The following is a 17,485-nucleotide window of genomic DNA, read 5'->3' on the forward strand; positions in this document are numbered from 1 at the left end:
CCTGCATTGCTCGCAAAGTTACGTGAGAGCATCACGATAGCCGCTTTGGCTCATCGGCGAATTAGCGATGCCTCTCAATTAGATTCGCCGGATGGGGAACTCTTCACATTCGACCGGCACCGGAGACCATTGATCTGGATCAAAGGGCCGGACGATTTATGCAATCTCAACTTGCGTGACGTTGGGAACCATCGACGTCTGTCACATCGAACTATGGGGGCAGCCAACACACCTGCAACGTAGTGGAGAGACCGCCATGGCCGTCAATCTCATTTCAGCTGTACAACAGCTCTTGACCCCTGAAGTCATCGCGAAGATCGCCTCCTTTCTCGGCATGGACCAAAGCACTGCGCAGAAGGCCGCTGTAGCGGCCATCCCGACAATACTCGCCAGCCTGTCCGATCTGGTTGGAACCCCGGCTGGCGCCAATCAACTGTCAAAACTGCTGTCCCAACAGCAAGGCAGCAATCCCATCGATCTGCTGCACAGCTCCGGCGCTCCGGGCCTTGCTCAGATGGGTTCGAGCATGTTGTCCGGACTGCTTGGAGGCCGAACCATGGACACCATGGGCCAAGCGATCGGCAACTTCGCGGGAACGGGTGATGCCGGCGGCAAGTCGTTGCTCGCCGTGGTGGGCCCGTTGGTCCTGGGTATGCTCGGTCGGCAGCAGCGTGACGCCGGGGTAGATGCAAACGGACTGGCATCACTTCTGCGATCGCAGAAAGATCAGTTCATGGCGGCGATCCCCTCGGGGCTCGGTGATCAACTCAGCGCCTTGGGCCTGATCGACCAAACGCGCAGTGGAATGGCGACGGCCGCCGCCACAGGGAGCCGGATCGCCGGCGCTTCCGGCGCCACTGCCGCGAGCCAGGCCGCCATCGCCGCCGGCCGGACGCAATGGCCGTATTGGCTTGTCGCGCTGGCTATCCTTGGTGGTTTTGCCTTCTTATATGCGCTTCAACGTCCGACCGAGCAGACGGTCGCTCAGAGTACAACTGCCACGCGGCCCTCGACCGCAACCGTCGGCATGGCACCCGCGGATTTGACCGTTGACGGGGTGAACCTGGCGAACCAGGTCAATTCGTCCCTTGGTACGCTGAAGGCTCAACTGCCAACCATCACCGATGAAGCCAGCGCGCAGGCGGCCATGCCGAAGATCAACGACGCCATCTCACAACTGGATGGCATCACGGCGCGGGCGGCCAAGCTTTCGCCAGAAGCACGACGCGCGCTAGCCAAGCTGATCGTCGCGGCCGCGCCGGCCATCAATGAGATGTGCGACAAGGTCTCGGCGACGCCGGCCGGCACGATCGCAAAGCCTGTGATCGACAATCTTCGTGCCAAGCTCGACGAGCTGGCGAAAGTCTGAGACGCCACACGCAACAAGACTCGCCACACCTCAAGCGACGGGAGGTGTTTCGCAGCCTCCCGTCCGGCAGGTTGAAAGGAGAAGACTCATGGCCGACAAGACCAATTTCACGAGGGATGAATGGGCGCTCCTCTTGAGAAGCCCGATGAATGCGGGCATGGCGATCACGGCTGCCGCACCGAGCGGATTGTTCGGCCTTCTGAAGGAATCGTTTGCCGGCGGCACCGCGCTCGCCCAGGCGGCCACCGATCCCAATGCCAACCCTTTGGTAAAGGCTGTGGTCGCCGACTCAGACGAGCGATGGCCGGGCCGTCGCTCATGACGGGTTGAAGGCAGAACTCGGCCAGAGCGCACCGGCCGAGATCAAGAGCAAGACGATCAACTCGTTGCGCGAGGTTGCCACGCTGCTTGCTGCAAAAGCGCCAGGTGATGCCGCGGCCTTCAAGGACTGGCTGCGTCAAATCAGTCAAAAGACGGCTGAGGCTGCATCGGAAGGCGGAGGCTGGTTCGGTGGAGGCGTTCAGGTCAGCGACGCCGAGAAAGCAACCCTCGGCGAAATCTCCAGCGCGCTCGGCATCTGATCTCGGAGGACCGCACAGCCAACCGCTCCGCACTCTGCGCGCTTGGTTTAAGCGCGGACAACGCCCATGCGCGGCGACCGCCCCAAATCAACCTCAAACGCCGTCGACGATGACCGCGGAATGGGGAATCTCTAGTGGGCCGGAAAGTCAGATTCGCAGCGGCAGCCCTGATCGCTGTTGCGACAGGCGTCTACCTCGACAACACCAGCCTTCTGGCACCGCATCGCGACGGCAAGCCGGTGCTGCTCGCTCATCGCGGCATGGCCCAGCGCTTCGACGAGCGCGACGTGAAGAACGACACCTGCACCGCGACGAGGATGCTGCCGCCGGTCCACGATTATCTCGAAAACACCCTGCGTTCGATGCGGGCCAGCTTCGAGGCTGGTGCCGACGTCGTCGAGCTCGACGTGCACCCGACCACCGACGGCGAATTCGCCGTCTTCCACGACTGGACGCTCGATTGCCGCACCGACGGCCAGGGCGTCACGCGCGCGCAAAGCATGGCGAAGCTGAAGAAGCTCGATATCGGCTACGGCTACACCGCCGACGGCGGCAAGACCTTCCCGTTTCGCGGCAAGGGCATCGGAATGATGCCGACATTGGCAGAAGTTTTCGCGGCCTTCCCCGACAAGAAACTCCTCATCAACGTGAAGAGCCGGGACGCCAGTGAAGGCGAGAAACTTGCCGGCGTACTGAATGCGCTGCCGGCCGCGCGACGCCGGGCGATCATGGTCTATGGCGGTGATGAGCCCATCGCGGAGGTCCGCCGCCTCACCCCCGATGTCCGCACGATTTCGCGCGCGGCCATCCGCAGCTGCCTGATCCGCTATATCGGCTATGGCTGGACCGGCCTGGTGCCCGCCGCCTGCCACAACGCGATGGTGCTCGTGCCGGTCAACGTCGCCCCCTGGCTGTGGGGCTGGCCCGATCGCTTCCTTGGCCGCATGACCGGCGCCAACAGCACGGTGTTCGTGCTCGGCCCCTACAGCGGCGGCGAATTCTCCACCGGCATCGATACGCCCGAATTGTTCGCCCGGCTCCCGCGCGGCTATTCCGGCGGGATATGGACCAACGAGATCGAGGCCATCGCCACGATTCCGGGCAAGAGCAAGGACTAGCTCCGCAACCCCGGCGCTTCCTAGTGCGAAACGAACGGCATCACATGCCTTGGCAAACTCTGCACGAAAGTTACTGTAGCTGCTCCTCGGAGAGATGCTGCGGTGACGACAGTCGAATTGCTGGCCGAGATGATCGGTACGCTGCCAGCGGACGAAGATACCGAGGCAGCTCTTGATTTCCTGGGTCAGCCTGACCTGATCAGGATCGTTCCGGCGGGAGAGGAAGCGAACGTTGCGTCGGCACAGCATTGGCTTCGAATTTACAAAATACGACAGGCGACCACGACGGAGGCCGGCATTGTCACACGCGGCTTCCCTTTGTTGCTGTCCGCACTGGAGAAGTTGCATCCCACGGAGCTGGTTGCCGTGACAGTCTTCGCCGCCCCCCAATGGTACGGCAGCTTCTGGTCAGATCAGGATGAGCGCCTCGTGGGCTTCGTGCTCGTGGAACGTCGATCTCCCGAAGAAGAGCAAAAGCGCCTGGAGTGGTTTCGGCGAAACCTGACGTAGCTCGCTACGATCGCAACCCCGGCGCTTCCTGCCCGGTGCGCGCGACATATTCCGTGTAGCCGCCGCCGTACTGGTGGATCCCCTCCGGCGTCAGCTCCAGCACGCGGTTCGACAGCGTCGCCAGGAAGTGGCGGTCATGCGAGACGAACAGCATGGTGCCCTCGAAATCCGACAGCGCCGTGATCAGCATCTCCTTGGTGGCGAGGTCGAGATGGTTGGTCGGCTCGTCCAGCACCAGGAAATTCGGTGGATCGAACAGCATCTTGGCCATCACGAGGCGCGCCTTCTCGCCGCCTGAGAGCACGCGGCAGCGCTTCTCGACGTCGTCGCCGGAGAAGCCGAAGCAGCCGGCGAGCGCGCGCAAGGAGCCCTGCCCCGCGGTCGGAAACTGGTCTTCCAGCGACTGGAACACGGTGCGTTCGCCGTCGAGCAGGTCCATCGCGTGCTGGGCGAAATAGCCCATCTTGACGCTGCCGCCGAGCGCCACCGTGCCCTCGTCCGGCTCGCTCGCACCCGCGATGAGCTTGAGCAGCGTGGACTTGCCGGCGCCGTTGACGCCCATCACGCACCAGCGCTCCCTGCGGCGGATCATGAAATCGAGGCCGTCATAGATGCGCTTGCTGCCGTACCCCTTGTGCACGTTCTTGAGCGCGACGACGTCCTCGCCCGAGCGTGGCGCCGGCGGGAAGTCGAAGGCCACCGTCTGGCGACGGCGCGGCGGCTCGACACGCTCGATCTTGTCGAGCTTCTTCACCCGGCTCTGCACCTGCGCGGCATGCGATGCGCGCGCCTTGAAGCGCTCGATGAACTTGATCTCCTTGGCGAGCATGGCCTGCTGGCGCTCGAACTGGGCCTGCTGCTGCTTCTCGTTCTGCGCGCGCTGCTGCTCGTAGAACTCGTAATCGCCTGTATAGGTGGTGAGCGAGCCGGAATCGATCTCGATCACCTTGGAGATCACGCGGTTGATGAACTCGCGGTCGTGCGATGTCATCAGCAGCGTGCCTTCGTAGTCGTGCAGGAATTTCTCCAGCCAGATCAAGCTTTCGAGGTCGAGATGGTTGCTCGGCTCGTCGAGCAGCATGACGTCGGGCCGCATCAGGAGAATACGCGCCAGCGCCACGCGCATCTTCCAACCGCCCGAGAGCTTGCCGACGTCGCCGTCCATCATCTCCTGGCTGAAGCCGAGGCCGGACAGCGCCTCGCGCGCACGGCCGTCCAGCGCATAACCGTCGAGCTCCTCGAAGCGGTGCTGCACCTCGCCATAGCGCGCGATGATCTCCTCCATCTGGTCGGCCTTGTCAGGATCGGCCATATCGGCCTCGAGCGCGCGCAGCTCGGCCGCGACCTCGCTGACGGGACCCGCGCCATTCATCACCTCGGCCACGGCGCTGTGGCCAGACATCTCGCCGACGTCCTGGTTGAAATAGCCGATGGTGATGCCGCGATCGGTCGAGACCTGCCCTTCGTCCGGCAGTTCCTCGCCGGCGATCATGCGGAACAGCGTGGTCTTGCCGGCGCCGTTCGGCCCGACGAGGCCGATCTTCTCGCCCTTGTTGAGGGCCGCGGAGGCTTCGATGAACAGGATCTGGTGGCCGGCTTGCTTGCTGACGTTGTCGAGGCGGATCATGGGGTCTTTTTGGGGATTTTTGCGTTGCAGCGTGATAGTCCATGCCGCGCCCCAGGGGAAGCCCGGCGAGGTACGGATTTCACCGCCAGGCCGACCTCCGACCATCGGTCCCGACGCTCTCAGGCGCCGTTCTGGCCGGGCTGACTGCTGGCCCGGCGTCCGCTTCTGGCCTGAAGCGAGCCCTCGTCCCTGCCGTCACCAGCAAACATCAGCGTCGAGCGCTGCAAATGACGCTCGCTCGATCATCGCGCGACATTGCCGCCACGACCGTGACGGGATTCATCGCGGGCATCATTTCAGGGTTGCAGCAGCGAGAGCAGGCGTTGCCGGTCCTGATCGCGGCATCGCTGCTCTTCCCGCATTCGTTCAAGCTCGGCCTCTGCTTTGGCCGTGTCCTCATTCTGCTGCTTCATTTCGACAATGAGCGCCTCTTGCTCTGCGAGCCGCCGTTCGCCTTCGACGACGTCGCGCTCCACCTGCTGCAGTTCATCGTATATCGCAGTCCTGTACATCATGATCCTCGAGCGGCTGTGCTGCGAATCCGCCGCAGAGTCATTTCCCTCAGGCCATCAGCCGTGCCGCAACGTCCATGATTTTCAACTCAATCATCTCCGCGAACGTTCCGGCTGATGCCATTTTTTCCCGATCATTATAGAGCGCCGGGAGCGATCATCTCGCGGATAACCGCTCCAGCCGATCGCTCGTTGCCTGATGGGCTTCGGGCGGATGACATTGCCGGTCCTGGTTCTCATGCGGCAATCGGACGCCCTTCACCAGCCCGAAGATCGCCGGGATCACGATCAGGGTGAGCAAGGTCGACGAGATCATGCCGCCGATCATGGGAACGGCAATGCGCTGCATGATTTCGGAGCCGGTGCCGGTGCTCCACATGATCGGCAGCAATCCCGCCATGATGGCGACGACCGTCATCATCTTCGGCCGGACCCGTTCGACCGCTCCCACCATGATCGCCTCCCGCAGGTCGGCCCGGCTCAGGCTCCGCACCTCGGCGGCGCGGCGCTGCTCGATCTCCGCAAGCGCATGGTTGAGGTAGATCAGCATCACGACGCCGGTCTCGGCGGCGACGCCGGCGAGCGCGATGAACCCGACGGCAACTGCGACGGAGAGATTGAACCCCAGCCACCACATCAGCCAGAGCCCGCCGACCAGCGCGAATGGCAGCGACAGCATGACGATCAGCGTCTCCGTGATCGACCTGAAATTCAGGTACAGCAGCAGGAAGATGATCAGCAGCGTCGCCGGCACGACGATCTTCAGACGGGCGGCGGCCCGCGCCAGATATTCGTACTGACCGCTCCAGACCACGTAATATCCCGGCGGAAACTGGATGCCGGCCTGGACCGCCCTTTGGGCATCGGCGACATAGCCGCCGAGATCGCGGTCGCGGATGTCGACATAGACGTACGTGGCGAGCTGGGCGTTCTCGGTGCGGATCGATGTCGGGCCGCGGGCGAGCTGCACGGTCGCGACCTCCGCGAGCGGTACGGCGCCGCCTGCCGGCATGGGAACGAGAATGTCGCCGGCGATCTTGTTCGGGTTGTCCCTGAGATCGCGCGGGTAGCGCATGTTGACGGTGAAGCGCTGCCGACCCTCGACGGTGGTGGTGACGGTCTGACCGCCGAGCGCGGCGGCGATGGTGTCCTGAACGTCCTGGACCATGATCCCGTAGCGCGCGAGCGCCGATCGGTCGGGCGTGATCTCGAGGTAGTAGCCGCCGATGCCACGTTCGGCGTAGGCGGACGAGGTCCCGGGCACCGCCCGCAGCACCTGCTCCACCTGCTTGGCCAGCCGGTCGATCTCGACAAGATCGGTGCCGATGACCTTGACGCCCACCGGCGTCCGGATGCCGGTCGAAAGCATGTCGATGCGCGCCTTGATTGGCATCGTCCAGGCGTTCGACACGCCCGGGAACTGCAGCGCCCGATCCATCTCGGCGATCAGTCCGTCGATGGTGGTCCCTGCCCGCCACTGCTCCTTCGGTTTGAGATTGACCACGGTCTCGAACATCTCGGTCGGCGCCGGATCCGTCGACGTCGAGGCGCGGCCGGCCTTGCCGTAGACCGACGCGACTTCCGGAAACGACTTGATGATCCGGTCCTGCGTCTGCATCAGCTCGGCCGCCTTGGTGACCGAGATGCCCGGCAGCGTCGTCGGCATGTAGAGCAGCGTGCCCTCGTTGAGGTTGGGCATGAACTCGGTGCCGAGCTGGCGCGCGGGCCAGATCGTCACCGCGAGCGCCGCGATGGCGAGCAGCACGACGAGTGTTTTCGCCCTCAGCACGCCCTTGATGACGGGACGATAGATCCAGATCAGGACGCGGTTGATCGGGTTTCGGTGCTCCGGAACGATCCGCCCCCGCACGAAGATCACCATCAGCGCCGGCACAAGGGTCACCGAGAGCAGCGCGGCGGCGGCCATCGCGAAGGTCTTGGTGAAGGCAAGCGGGCTGAACAGCCGCCCTTCCTGCGATTCCAGCGTGAAGATCGGCATGAACGACACGGTGATGATCAGCAGACTGAAGAACAGCGCCGGTCCCACCTCCGAGGCGGCCTCGACCAGGATGGCGATGCGAGACTTGCCCGGCCCGGCGCGTTCGAGGTGTTTGTGGGCGTTCTCGATCATCACGATGGCGGCGTCCACCATGGCACCGATCGCGATGGCGATGCCGCCGAGGCTCATGATGTTCGAGCCGATCCCGAGCAGCTTCATCGCCCCGAATGCCATCAGCACGCCGACGGGCAGCATCAGGATGGCGACGAGCGCGCTGCGGACATGCAGCAGGAACACGACGCACACCAGCGCGACGACGAGGCTCTCCTCGATAAGCGTGTGCTTGAGCGTATCGATCGCCGCGTAGATCAGGTTCGACCGGTCGTAGACCGGAACGATCTCGACCGATTTCGGCAGGCTGGTCGCGATCTCCTTGAACCGCTTCTTGACGTTCTCGATGACGTCGAGCGCGTTCATGCCGAAGCGTTGGAGCACGATGCCGCTGGCGACCTCTCCCTCGCCGTTCAGCTCGGTGATGCCGCGCCGCTCGTCAGGGCCGAGCTCGACCCGGGAGACGTCCCGCAACAGCACGGGCGTGCCCCTGTCCGTCTTCAGGACGATGTTGCCGAGATCGTCGATGCTCTTGAGATAGCCGCGCCCCCGGATCATGTATTCGAACTCGGACAGCTCGACGGTCCGCCCGCCGACGTCGGCGTTGCTTGCGCGGATCGCGTCCCGCACCTTCTGCATGGTGATGCCGAGGTCGCGCATCCGCTGCGCATCGAGAACAACGTTGTACTGCTTGACGAAGCCGCCGACGCTCGCCACCTCGGCGACGCCCTCCGCCTTGGCGAGCGCGAATTTGAGATTCCAGTCCTGAATGGTCCGCGTCTCCGCGAGATTGAGCTCCTTGGACATCACGGCGTATTGGTAGACCCATCCGACGCCGGTCGCGTCCGGACCGATGGTCGGCGTCACTTCCGCCGGCAACCGCGACGCCGCGCCGTTCAGGAACTCGAGCACCCGCGAGCGCGCCCAGTAGATGTCGGTGCCGTCCTCGAAGATCACGTAGACGAACGAGACCCCAAAGAAGGAGAAGCCGCGGACGACCTTGGATTTCGGCACCGTCAGCATCGCGGTCGCGAGTGGATATGTGACCTGATCTTCGATCACCTGCGGCGCCTGGCCCGGATACTCCGTGTAGACGATGACCTGTGTGTCGGAGAGGTCCGGAATGGCATCGAGCGGCAGGTGGACCAGCGCGTAGAGTCCCGCAGCCGCGGCGAAGCCGGTGCCGAACAGCACCAGCAGCAGGTTGCGCGCCGACCAGACGATGACGCGGGCGATCATGGCCGCGCTCCCATGCCACCGGCCGCCGGCTCGGCCGGCTTGTCGCCGCGCGTCTCGGCAAACCCCTTCAGCGCGGCCTTCAGATTGCTCTCGGCATCGATCAGGAAATTGGCCGAGGTGACGACGGCTTCGCCCTCCGACACGCCCTGGGTCACCTCAATGAGCCCGCCGCCGCGACGGCCGAGCTTCACGTCCCGCGGCTCGAAGCGTCCCTCGCCCTTGTCGACCAGAACCGCCTGGCGGCTTCCGCTGTCGAGCACAGCGCTCTCCGGCACCGTCAGTACCGGTCCCGGCGTGCCGGCCTGGATCTCGGCATCGACATACATCTCCGGCCGCAGCACCTCGTCGGGATTGGGCACCTCGATCCGGATGCGCGCGGTTCGCGTCGCGGCGTTGAGATGGGGATAGATCAGCGCCACGGTGCCGTCGAAGCTCTGGCCGGCGAGCGCGCGCGGCCTGATGGTCACTTGCGTGCCGACCGCAACCTGCGTCAGATCGCGCTCGGCGACATCGATGAGCGCCCAGACCAGGCGGTGGTCGGCGATCCGGAACAGAACGTCCCCTGGTCCGGCGCGCATCCCGTTCACCGCGTTTCGCTCCAGGATTTCGCCGTCCTGCGGTGCGAGCCACGGAATCGACAGCGAGATGTCCCGGGTGCGCTCGAGCTCCCTGATGGCCGGCTCGGGCGTCGCGAGATTTTCCAATCTGCGACGCGCGCCCTTGAGCTCCTTTCCGGTCGCGCCGGCGCTGATGGCGGAGAGATATTCCGCGGCGGCGCTCGACAGCGCCGGGCTGTACACGTTGAGGAGCGGCTGGCCCTTGTGAACATGATCGCCGGTCGTGACGTTCGCGACGCTCTCGACGAAGCCCTCGAACCGCAGCGCCACTACCGAGACGCGCCGTTCGTCCTCCTGGATGGTCCCCGGCGCCCGGATGATCGACCTGACAGGCCGCCGCACCACCGGCTCCGATTTCGCACCGGTGCGCTGGATCTTGCCGGGTGAAAGCTTCACCGAGCCGTCGTCGCTGTCCTCGCCCTCGTACACGGGGATGTAGTCCATCCCCATCTGGTCCTTCTTCGGCACCGGCGAGGTATCCGGCAGCCCCATCGGGTTGCGATAGTACTTGATCTTCCGCTCGGCCTTCGCGTCGGCAGCCCTGGTGTCCACCGGCGCGTCCTCGGGATCGTCGAAGCTCACGTCGGCGCCCGCCGGCACACCGCGCCAAGCGCGGCCATCGGGCGTCGTCTTCGGCGTGAGTGAGTAGAACGGCTTGCCGTCCGGATCCCAGTAATAGATCGGCTCGCCGCGCTCGGCGGCTGCCGCGGCTGAAACGATTGGCTGGGCGGCGAACGAGCCTCCTCGCGGCATTCCGCCGACGAGAAAGGCGGCGCCGGCCGCTGCGCAAATCGCAGCGGCCGCGCCCGTCGCGATGGCGCGGTTCATTTCTGCGCCGTGACGACGAGCTTGCTTTCGACCGTGCCGGTCTCGCCCTGCACCTTGGCGCCAAGCGAGAGCTGCCAGCGCCCCGCCATGCCAAAGGTGGCCTTGAAGCGGTACGTCCCCGGCTCCGTGCCCGGCATGGCGGTCACCTTGGTGGCCATCTCCTGCATGCCGTCCGGAGCCATGTCGAGGCGAGAGGCGAAGATGACGGCGTCCGGCACCGCCTTCCCCGTCGTCTTGTTCACCAGCCTGACCGTGACGATCCTGTCGGCGCCGGCCTGGACGGACGGCTCGACGAGCTGGAATTCGTAGTCCTTGATGCCGGCAAAGGCGAGCTTCGGCGCTCCCATGATGGTGAGGCCGAGCAGCGCGGCGGCAAACGCACGCGCAGCAGAGGTAGTCTTCATGATGTCATGTTCCTCGAAACGTCTGATGGGCCGCCGAAGCGGCAAGCTTCGACGCGCGTCCTCAACGGCCGCGCGTCAACACTCCGGCACCGGGGCGCCGGTCAGACGTTGATTCGAGGTGGGTGATCCGGAGGATGTTCGCCGAGTCCATCGATCAGCAGATCGTCAGGCAGAGCGAAAGTGCCTCGCGAGACCATGCGATCGACCAGCGCGCCGTCTCCGCGAGGCGGCATGGTGATCGTCAGCATGCAAAGCGCGACGAAGGGACAGGACCCGCAATCCCGGGCTTTCTGGTCCTGCTGATCGGGGCAGCATGGCATATCGTCCGCCATCGCCTGCATCTCGTCGGTGACGGCCGCCATCTGCGATGCCGCCATCGCCGGAGCCGACAGGGGCGCCGCAAGGAGCCCCGCCGCCACGGCGAGTGCGATCAGCCAGTTGAAGACCTTCCTCGGATGCATGGCCCCTTTTGTCACGACAAGAGCAACCGTGCAAATCGTCCGGCCATCACGATTGCGCCAGATTCGCAGGGGGATGTCGGCAAACTATTAACGACAGGTTTGCCGTGGACGGGGGTTTCCGCAAGTGCACGGTCCCGGATGACCTGATCTGCACCCCGAACTCGCCCTCACCTCGCGCGGGTCGCCAAAAGCTGCTGAAGGTCGACCACAACCGCCGACACTCTCTCCAACTCCGCGGATCCCGGATTTGGACCCGACTGGAGCATTCCATCGGGCCGCACCACCAGCTCGGAATGTGGTGACACGGCAGCCCGCTCGAGCAGCTCGCGCAGCTTCGGATCCAGGCCATCCCCCCGCGCAGCCGCAATCGCATTGAAATCTCTCAGCGACATCGTTCCTCGACTCCCTTGCTGACCAAGGACAGGGAGCCTGGACCGACCGTCGCGGGCGGCCACTCCGGATCGTGCTCCCAAATCGGATTCGTCCGGAATTTAAAGCGAAGAAGCGGAGTGCCGACGACGCGCAGGCGCGCTACGCGCCGCAGGAGCAGAGAGGCGCGACATGACAACCGACATCGAGATTCAGAAACTGGTCAACTTCGAGACTGCGACAGACGGCACTGCGGTCAGGCTCATCGTGGTCGACATCGCGAACCGCGAGATCGGCATCATCCTGAAGATCGAGACGGTGACGGCGCTGCTGATGACGCTGCCCGCGATGGCATCGAGCGCTGTCAAGCGCGCCCACAACGACCCAGCATGCGGATCACGTATCCGCTCCGGGAATTCGAGATCGAGTTCGGTCCGGACAATCTCCGCATCCTGACGATCGGAACTCCGGATGGTTTCAAGATCTCGTTCAGCCTCACCGAGGACCTCTCGCTTGAGCTCGGCAAGGCCCATCTCGACGGCGCGGGACAACGCGTCAAAACCCACTAGCAAACGCGCCGGCGGAGACCGCCAAATGAGCTTCTCGCCCCTCAATCTCTACACGTTGGCCGCCGCACGCGGACAATTCCTGCGAGCCGATGTGCAGACGCTCCTGAAGGAGGCGCCGGTCAGCCTCTTCGCCGATTTCCTTGCCCCGAACGACCCGGATGTCCGCCGACAAGCCGAGGCACTGAGGGCGCGGCTGGACTTGCTGCTGTTTGCAGAGCCCCGGCCTCACGCCGATGCCACCCCTCCGCTCCGCGCCAACGTCGTTCAGCTCCGCCGATAGATCGGCCTCGCCAAATCGCCCTCTAAGGACTTCTCCCTATGTGGAACGAAAACACGTCCTACCGCTCTGGCGGCAACGACTATTTCCACTACGTCACGGCCAGGTGCTCGCTGGGCTTCGTTCTGACCGCGGTCTCGCCGAACGGGATCTGCGCCATTTTGCTCGGCAACACCCGCGAGGAGCTGGACCAGGCGATACGATCCGAATTTCCCGACAAGGAGCCGACCTATGGCGGTTACGAGCTCGAAGGAATCGGCGCCCAGACGGTGAACGTCGTCGAGACACCCCGCGCACATATCAGCGTGCCGCTGAATCTGGTCGGAACGGCCGCGGAGGTCGGCGTCTGGCAGGTCCTCCAGAGCGTCCCTGCCGGCGATCTCATCACCTATGAGCAGATCGCGCAGCGACTGGGCGCGCCACATACGCCTGAAACAGTCAGTCTCGCGTGCCTCGCAAACAGGATCGCTGTCGGGATTCCCTGCCATCGTGCCGTGACCAGTCGCGGCGATATCGGCGCGTATCGATGGGGCGTGGGGCGAAAGCGCGCGCTTCTCGTGCGCGAGCTCCGCCTCCCCGTGGAGCTGTGAAAGCGCCCTCGTCTACGAGGGATGGCGCCGCTGTTCGATCGATCGGAAGTCGATCACCCTGACGGTCTCGTCTGCCGCGGACTGCCGCACGGCTTCATCCCCCGGCGGCAGCGCGAACTGCCGTTGCATGGTGTGCCAGCCAGTCGGATCATGCCGTTCGACGCCCTCGATATCCGTCACCTCGATGGCAATGATCGGATTGGCCGTGCTCGCCGTGCCCGTGGCGTCGACAAGAGGCAGCAAGACGAGACGAGGCGTGTCGGGATTCGCCAGGGCGATGCTTTGCAGCCTCTTCAGCGGCCAGCGCAGATGGACCCAATGCTTGACGATGACAGACCAATCGCAACCGTCCTTCAGCGCGCCGTTGAGAAGACCGTTCGACAGCGGATCGTGAGGAAACACACCGAGACTGTTCGCGATATCGATGGCATGGGGCCCCGTCGGAAGCAGCACGAAAAGACCAATCCTGTCGCCATCCAGCCTGACGAGTTTCATGCCTCGGCCTCCTTCCGAAGCAGCTCGCGCTTGCGCCCGATGCCCCAGCGGTAACCCGCAAGCTCGCCGTCGGCGCGAATGACACGGTGGCACGGGACCGCAAGCGCGATCGGATTGGCGGCGCAGGCGTTCGCCACCACGCGGGCGGCGACGCGCGGGTAGACGCAGTTGATCAGCCGCGCCACGTGCATATAGCTCTTCGTCTTGCCTACGGGAATCGTGCGGATCTGCTCCCAGATGCGGCGTTGAAGCGGAGTGCCGCGCATGTCGAGCGTCAGGTCGAGGCCCTTGGAGGGCTTCTCCGCGTAGCGGACCACCTTCGCAAGGTCATCGCGGACCATCGCTTCGTTCGCAATCAGAGTGGCTTCGGGAAAGCGCGCCGCGAGATCGGTCTCAAGGGCGGTCGTGTCGTCGCCGAGCAGGATGGCACAGACGCCCTTGGCGCTGCGGGCGAGCAGCACCTTGCCTAGAACTGTGTCGGCGCCCCCGAAAAAAAGAACGTCGGTCACCGTGCTGTCGGGCTCGACTGCGGGCAGCAACCGCGAGGCGGCTTCGGATGTCCTGAGGTTCATGGTGTCGCTCCTTGTTTGTCCTCATGATCGAAGCTACGCGCACGCGCTCCTGCTCAAACTCCGATGCTTGCTTTCAAATTGAGAAAAGCTCCGGTCGAGCTTCCGCGCGAGGTAGACACGGGCGATGCGCGATGGCACCTGGCCGCGTAGCGCGTTCAGCCGGCGCGCGAGGTTTCCCTGTCGAGCAGGGCCCGCTTGCGTTCCACGCCCCAGGCATATCCGGAGGTCGACCCGTCGTTGCGGATCACGCGGTGGCACGGAATGGCGACCGCGATCTTGTTGGCCGCACATGCGCCGGCAACGGCGCGCACAGCGTTGGGAGCCCCGATCCGCTGCGCGAGCTCGGCGTAGCAGACGGTCGCGCCGACAGGAATCTCCCGAAGCGCCTGCCAGACCCGCTGCTGGAACGCAGTGCCCCGAATGTCGAGCGGCAGATCGAGACCGATCTCCGGCGCCTCCACGAGGCCGACCACGCGCGCGACCATCGCCTCATAGTCCCGGTCGGCGCCGATCAGGCGCGCCTTGGGGAAGCGATCCTGAAGATCGCGGACCAGCTCATCCGCGTCATTACCGAGAAGAATCGCAACCACGCCCTTCCGGCTCGACGCGGCCAGGATGGGCCCGAGACAACTTTGACCAACCGCGAACCTGATCTCCTCGTTCGCCCCTCCGGCACGATATTGCGACGGCGTCATGCCGAGCATCCCCGTCGACTTTTCGTAGAACCTCCCGCTTGAATTGAAGCCGGCGTCGTACATCGCCTCGGTGACGGAATTGCACGACGCCAGACCTTCCCGAACCTTCCTGGCGCGGAATTCAGCTGCGTAGCACTTCGGTGTCAGCCCGGTGGCGGCCTTGAAGATTCGATGAAAATAACCGGGGCTCAAGCCGGCTGCCGCGGCGAGATCCTCCAGCGACGGCTCCTCCTCGCTCGTCTCGATGATGCGGCAAACCCTGGTGACCAGCGCGGCATTCCCGGCTTCGACCGAAGGCGCGTCCGGATTGCAACGCCTGCACGGCCGAAATCCGGTCGCTGACATCCGCCAGGCTGTCGTGAAGCTGGACGTTCTCAGGGTTCGCCGCGCGCGAAGGGCATGACGGCCGGCAATAGACCCCCGTCGTCGAAACGGAATACCAGAAATGACCATCCGCGGCCTTGTCGCGCGCAAGCACGCGGGCCCATCGCGGATCATCCGCGACCGGCAAGGGCATCTGCCTTCGGAACTGAACGGACGCTGCAGTCATAGGCATTAGTTTCCACCATGCCGGAGACGCCGCCACCCGATTTCCGACAATGTGCAAGCGATCACATGCGCCTGGCGCGCAACAGCAGACGAGGCCCGCACAACGTGCGAGCCTCGTTCAACGACATCGGATATGCCGATGGTGCAGAAGCGTTCCGATCAGGCCGCCGCCTTGAGCAACCCGAGCTGGGTCAGTGCGGTGACGCCGTCATCGAGACCGATCTCCTCGACGATCTTGCCGTCGATGACCTTGAGCACCGTGGTACCCGTGAAGCGCATCTTGCGGCCCGTCGCTGCCGGCAGGCCGCCGATCAGGAAATCGTTGAAGGCCGGGCCGGTGTGGGTACCACCGCCCTCCCATTGACCGACAACATAGTCGCCCTCGGCGATCAGCTCCGCGGTGCCCCAGAAGTTGAGATCGGGGAACGCGGCGCGGAAGTCGGTCATGAACGCCTTGATGTCGGCGCGGCCACGCCTCGGCTCATGCAGCGAATATTTGAGCAGCATGTCGGGAGCTGCAATCTCGTCGATGACGCCGAGATTGACGGACTCGCCCCAGAACTCGGTGAACCAACGGCCAACGACGGCCTTGTTATCCTCTAGCTTGCTCATGGAAAAACACCCTTCATTTGCAGGACTCATGATTTGCAGACTCATGGATCGACTGGCGATCGCCGCAATGTCTAGGCGTCGCCTCCGCGCATCGAACTCCGGTTCTTGTCCTGAAATCGGAGAATGCCCGATCAAGCCCGCCGCATCAGCTTGCGCCAGGCTGCAAGGCGCAGGCTGCGCTTGCAGTTCCCCGAATGACGGCCAGAGCGGCCTCCTCCGCGTCGTAAGAAAATATCCACTCCGCCGCCGACATCCAGCCGCGCATCCTCTGGGCCTGCTCCGCGGGATCGCCGCCGGCGGATCGGTAGAACCGACCGGCAAGGCGTGAGGCTGCCTGCACGCGGCTGGTCCGCTCCAGCCTTAGATCCTGGTAAGCTTTCAGGCGCGCCGGGATCTCGTCGCGCCCGGCGTGCTCCAGCAGGACGGCAAGTACGAAGCCGTCCTCAATGGCTTGTCCCGCGCCCTGGCCGAAATGCGGCACCATCGGATGGACGGCATCACCGAGAAGCGTGACATGCCCGCGCGACCAATACGGCAATGGCGGCCGATCGTAGATGCCCCAGCGAAAGGTGTGATCGAGCGCCGCAATCAGGTCCTGGACCGGCGCATCCCACCCCTCGTACTCCCCCGCGAGCGCCCTGACATCGCCCGGTGCAAACCAGGTCTCCTCCATGTCACGCATGCTCGGGACGAACGCGACGATGTTGATCAATCGCCCCTGCGACACCGGAAAGCAGATGAAGCTGCGACCATCCCCCATCCACATGTTGAGGCCTCGCAGCTCCAGGCCCGACGCGAGCTCTTCCGCCGGCACCAGGCCGCGATACGCCACGACGCCTTCGCTGGTCGGGCGCGCCACGAGGCCGATCTGCCGCTGGACCACCGAATGGATGCCGTCAGCACCGATCACCACGTCCGCATCGCAGACCACGCCATTGGCAAAGGTCAATCGCGCTCCGCGCTCGGTGTCAGCAACGGCGATGCAGCGATGTCCGAACCGGACCGGTCCTTTCACCGCACCAAGCAGCAGCTCGAGCAGCTCGACGCGGTGAATCTGATAGCTCAGCGCCATCGGCGCACCCGGCCTCGAAACGGGCTGTCCCTGCGACGTTCGCAGCGTCAGCCCCTGGCTCCTCGTGGTGATCTGCTCGATCGCCTCGCAAAGCGAGGTACGTTTGAGCAAGGTCAGCGCATTCGGAGGAATGGAGAGCCCTGCCCCGGCCTCGCGCGGCGACTCTGCTCCCTCGAAGACGGTGACGTTCAGGGCCCGCGCGTTCAGCGCGAGCGCCGCAGACAATCCGCCGATCCCTGCGCCGACAATCGCGACATTCAGCCGGCCGGTCATGACCCGATCACCTCGAACAGTGTCATTTCCGGATTC

General features: G+C 64.5%; 19 protein-coding genes and 1 pseudogene. 9 read left to right on the plus strand and 11 right to left on the minus strand.

What is annotated here, in order from left to right; all coding sequences use genetic code 11:
- The first annotated feature begins 256 nt into the window (after positions 1 to 256).
- The 5 genes from FOM02_RS44045 (at position 257) to FOM02_RS44065 (ending at position 3,578) form a co-directional block, all read left to right on the plus strand.
- Positions 257 to 1,369, plus strand: a complete 1,113-nt coding sequence (locus FOM02_RS44045) for a DUF937 domain-containing protein (RefSeq protein WP_027557700.1) — start codon at positions 257 to 259, stop codon at positions 1,367 to 1,369.
- An 88-nt stretch (positions 1,370 to 1,457) separates the two neighbouring features.
- A complete protein-coding gene (locus FOM02_RS44050) occupies positions 1,458 to 1,691 on the plus strand; it encodes a hypothetical protein (protein ID WP_265441159.1) in 234 nt (77 codons plus the stop codon).
- Positions 1,692 to 1,755: 64 nt separating this feature from the next.
- Positions 1,756 to 1,950, plus strand: coding sequence for a hypothetical protein (locus tag FOM02_RS44055; protein WP_265441160.1), 195 nt, complete (start codon positions 1,756 to 1,758; stop codon positions 1,948 to 1,950).
- 134 nt (positions 1,951 to 2,084) lie between these two features.
- Positions 2,085 to 3,068, plus strand: coding sequence for a glycerophosphodiester phosphodiesterase family protein (locus FOM02_RS44060; protein ID WP_027557698.1), 984 nt, complete (start codon positions 2,085 to 2,087; stop codon positions 3,066 to 3,068).
- A gap of 102 nt (positions 3,069 to 3,170) precedes the next feature.
- Entirely contained in the window at positions 3,171 to 3,578 is a 408-nt protein-coding gene (locus FOM02_RS44065; protein ID WP_028146309.1) for a hypothetical protein, read from the plus strand.
- Between the two features lie 4 nt (positions 3,579 to 3,582).
- On the opposite strand, the gene FOM02_RS44070 is transcribed toward FOM02_RS44065, so the two are convergent.
- Positions 3,583 to 5,205, minus strand: a complete 1,623-nt coding sequence (locus FOM02_RS44070) for an ABC-F family ATP-binding cassette domain-containing protein (protein WP_027557696.1) — start codon at positions 5,203 to 5,205, stop codon at positions 3,583 to 3,585.
- 227 nt (positions 5,206 to 5,432) lie between these two features.
- Between FOM02_RS44070 and FOM02_RS44075 the strand changes: the two genes are divergently transcribed.
- Positions 5,433 to 5,798, plus strand: a complete 366-nt coding sequence (locus FOM02_RS44075) for a hypothetical protein (RefSeq protein ID WP_028146310.1) — start codon at positions 5,433 to 5,435, stop codon at positions 5,796 to 5,798.
- 76 nt (positions 5,799 to 5,874) lie between these two features.
- On the opposite strand, the gene FOM02_RS44080 is transcribed toward FOM02_RS44075, so the two are convergent.
- The 5 genes from FOM02_RS44080 to FOM02_RS44100 all read right to left on the minus strand — a co-directional run bounded on the left by FOM02_RS44080 (position 5,875) and on the right by FOM02_RS44100 (position 12,113).
- The gene (locus tag FOM02_RS44080) at positions 5,875 to 9,066 is read right to left on the minus strand and encodes an efflux RND transporter permease subunit (RefSeq protein ID WP_084334129.1); all 3,192 of its coding nucleotides are present in this window, start codon (positions 9,064 to 9,066) and stop codon (positions 5,875 to 5,877) included.
- Positions 9,063 to 10,511 (minus strand): efflux RND transporter periplasmic adaptor subunit, encoded by a 1,449-nt coding sequence (locus FOM02_RS44085; RefSeq protein WP_027557694.1) that lies wholly within the window; start codon positions 10,509 to 10,511, stop codon positions 9,063 to 9,065. The genes FOM02_RS44080 and FOM02_RS44085 overlap by 4 nt, the downstream gene beginning before the upstream one ends.
- Positions 10,508 to 10,915 (minus strand): FixH family protein, encoded by a 408-nt coding sequence (locus FOM02_RS44090; protein WP_027557693.1) that lies wholly within the window; start codon positions 10,913 to 10,915, stop codon positions 10,508 to 10,510. The genes FOM02_RS44085 and FOM02_RS44090 overlap by 4 nt, the downstream gene beginning before the upstream one ends.
- Positions 10,916 to 11,016: 101 nt before the next feature.
- A complete protein-coding gene (locus tag FOM02_RS44095) occupies positions 11,017 to 11,376 on the minus strand; it encodes a hypothetical protein (protein WP_027557692.1) in 360 nt (119 codons plus the stop codon).
- Between the two features lie 581 nt (positions 11,377 to 11,957).
- Positions 11,958 to 12,113: a hypothetical protein gene (locus tag FOM02_RS44100; protein ID WP_156950867.1), complete on the minus strand. Its 156-nt coding sequence runs from the start codon at positions 12,111 to 12,113 to the stop codon at positions 11,958 to 11,960.
- 21 nt (positions 12,114 to 12,134) lie between these two features.
- Between FOM02_RS44100 and FOM02_RS44105 the strand changes: the two genes are divergently transcribed.
- From FOM02_RS44105 to FOM02_RS44115, 3 genes are read left to right on the plus strand one after another with little or no spacing between them, the layout of a single operon-like run.
- On the plus strand, positions 12,135 to 12,314 hold the full coding sequence (locus tag FOM02_RS44105; RefSeq protein ID WP_051377914.1) for a hypothetical protein: 180 nt from the start codon (positions 12,135 to 12,137) through the stop codon (positions 12,312 to 12,314).
- A 25-nt stretch (positions 12,315 to 12,339) separates the two neighbouring features.
- Positions 12,340 to 12,594, plus strand: a complete 255-nt coding sequence (locus tag FOM02_RS44110) for a hypothetical protein (protein WP_027557690.1) — start codon at positions 12,340 to 12,342, stop codon at positions 12,592 to 12,594.
- 38 nt (positions 12,595 to 12,632) lie between these two features.
- The gene (locus FOM02_RS44115; protein ID WP_051377916.1) at positions 12,633 to 13,181 is read left to right on the plus strand and encodes a methylated-DNA--[protein]-cysteine S-methyltransferase; all 549 of its coding nucleotides are present in this window, start codon (positions 12,633 to 12,635) and stop codon (positions 13,179 to 13,181) included.
- A 12-nt stretch (positions 13,182 to 13,193) separates the two neighbouring features.
- On the opposite strand, the gene FOM02_RS44120 is transcribed toward FOM02_RS44115, so the two are convergent.
- From FOM02_RS44120 to FOM02_RS44145, 5 genes and pseudogenes are all read right to left on the minus strand, one after another.
- Positions 13,194 to 13,676 (minus strand): hypothetical protein, encoded by a 483-nt coding sequence (locus FOM02_RS44120; protein ID WP_027557689.1) that lies wholly within the window; start codon positions 13,674 to 13,676, stop codon positions 13,194 to 13,196.
- Positions 13,673 to 14,248, minus strand: a complete 576-nt coding sequence (locus FOM02_RS44125) for a methylated-DNA--[protein]-cysteine S-methyltransferase (protein WP_265441161.1) — start codon at positions 14,246 to 14,248, stop codon at positions 13,673 to 13,675. Before FOM02_RS44125 ends, FOM02_RS44120 begins: the two co-directional genes overlap by 4 nt.
- A gap of 155 nt (positions 14,249 to 14,403) precedes the next feature.
- Positions 14,404 to 15,460, minus strand: a pseudogene (ada, locus tag FOM02_RS44130) (bifunctional DNA-binding transcriptional regulator/O6-methylguanine-DNA methyltransferase Ada).
- 191 nt (positions 15,461 to 15,651) lie between these two features.
- Complete coding sequence (locus FOM02_RS44140) at positions 15,652 to 16,104, minus strand: ester cyclase (protein WP_027557686.1); 453 nt, start codon at positions 16,102 to 16,104, stop codon at positions 15,652 to 15,654.
- Positions 16,105 to 16,249: 145 nt separating this feature from the next.
- Positions 16,250 to 17,449 carry an FAD-dependent monooxygenase gene (locus FOM02_RS44145; protein WP_051377919.1) on the minus strand — a complete coding sequence of 400 codons (1,200 nt, stop codon included), beginning with the start codon at positions 17,447 to 17,449 and terminating at the stop codon, positions 16,250 to 16,252.
- Positions 17,450 to 17,485: the final 36 nt, after the last annotated feature.

Source organism: Bradyrhizobium sp. SEMIA (assembly GCF_014844175.1).
Taxonomy (GTDB): domain Bacteria; phylum Pseudomonadota; class Alphaproteobacteria; order Rhizobiales; family Xanthobacteraceae; genus Bradyrhizobium; species Bradyrhizobium arachidis.

Coding starts and splice junctions, on each gene's coding strand:
- FOM02_RS44070 (WP_027557696.1), bottom strand. CDS start 5,205: ATGATCCGCCTCGACAACGTCAGCAAGCAAGCCGGCCACCAGATCCTG.
- FOM02_RS44120 (WP_027557689.1), bottom strand. CDS start 13,676: ATGAAACTCGTCAGGCTGGATGGCGACAGGATTGGTCTTTTCGTGCTG.
- FOM02_RS44125 (WP_265441161.1), bottom strand. CDS start 14,248: ATGAACCTCAGGACATCCGAAGCCGCCTCGCGGTTGCTGCCCGCAGTC.
- FOM02_RS44145 (WP_051377919.1), bottom strand. CDS start 17,449: ATGACCGGCCGGCTGAATGTCGCGATTGTCGGCGCAGGGATCGGCGGA.
- FOM02_RS44045 (WP_027557700.1), top strand. CDS start 257: ATGGCCGTCAATCTCATTTCAGCTGTACAACAGCTCTTGACCCCTGAA.
- FOM02_RS44075 (WP_028146310.1), top strand. CDS start 5,433: ATGACGCTCGCTCGATCATCGCGCGACATTGCCGCCACGACCGTGACG.
- FOM02_RS44115 (WP_051377916.1), top strand. CDS start 12,633: ATGTGGAACGAAAACACGTCCTACCGCTCTGGCGGCAACGACTATTTC.
- FOM02_RS44090 (WP_027557693.1), bottom strand. CDS start 10,915: ATGAAGACTACCTCTGCTGCGCGTGCGTTTGCCGCCGCGCTGCTCGGC.
- FOM02_RS44085 (WP_027557694.1), bottom strand. CDS start 10,511: ATGAACCGCGCCATCGCGACGGGCGCGGCCGCTGCGATTTGCGCAGCG.
- FOM02_RS44095 (WP_027557692.1), bottom strand. CDS start 11,376: ATGCATCCGAGGAAGGTCTTCAACTGGCTGATCGCACTCGCCGTGGCG.
- FOM02_RS44105 (WP_051377914.1), top strand. CDS start 12,135: ATGCGGATCACGTATCCGCTCCGGGAATTCGAGATCGAGTTCGGTCCG.
- FOM02_RS44110 (WP_027557690.1), top strand. CDS start 12,340: ATGAGCTTCTCGCCCCTCAATCTCTACACGTTGGCCGCCGCACGCGGA.
- FOM02_RS44050 (WP_265441159.1), top strand. CDS start 1,458: ATGGCCGACAAGACCAATTTCACGAGGGATGAATGGGCGCTCCTCTTG.
- FOM02_RS44140 (WP_027557686.1), bottom strand. CDS start 16,104: ATGAGCAAGCTAGAGGATAACAAGGCCGTCGTTGGCCGTTGGTTCACC.
- FOM02_RS44080 (WP_084334129.1), bottom strand. CDS start 9,066: ATGATCGCCCGCGTCATCGTCTGGTCGGCGCGCAACCTGCTGCTGGTG.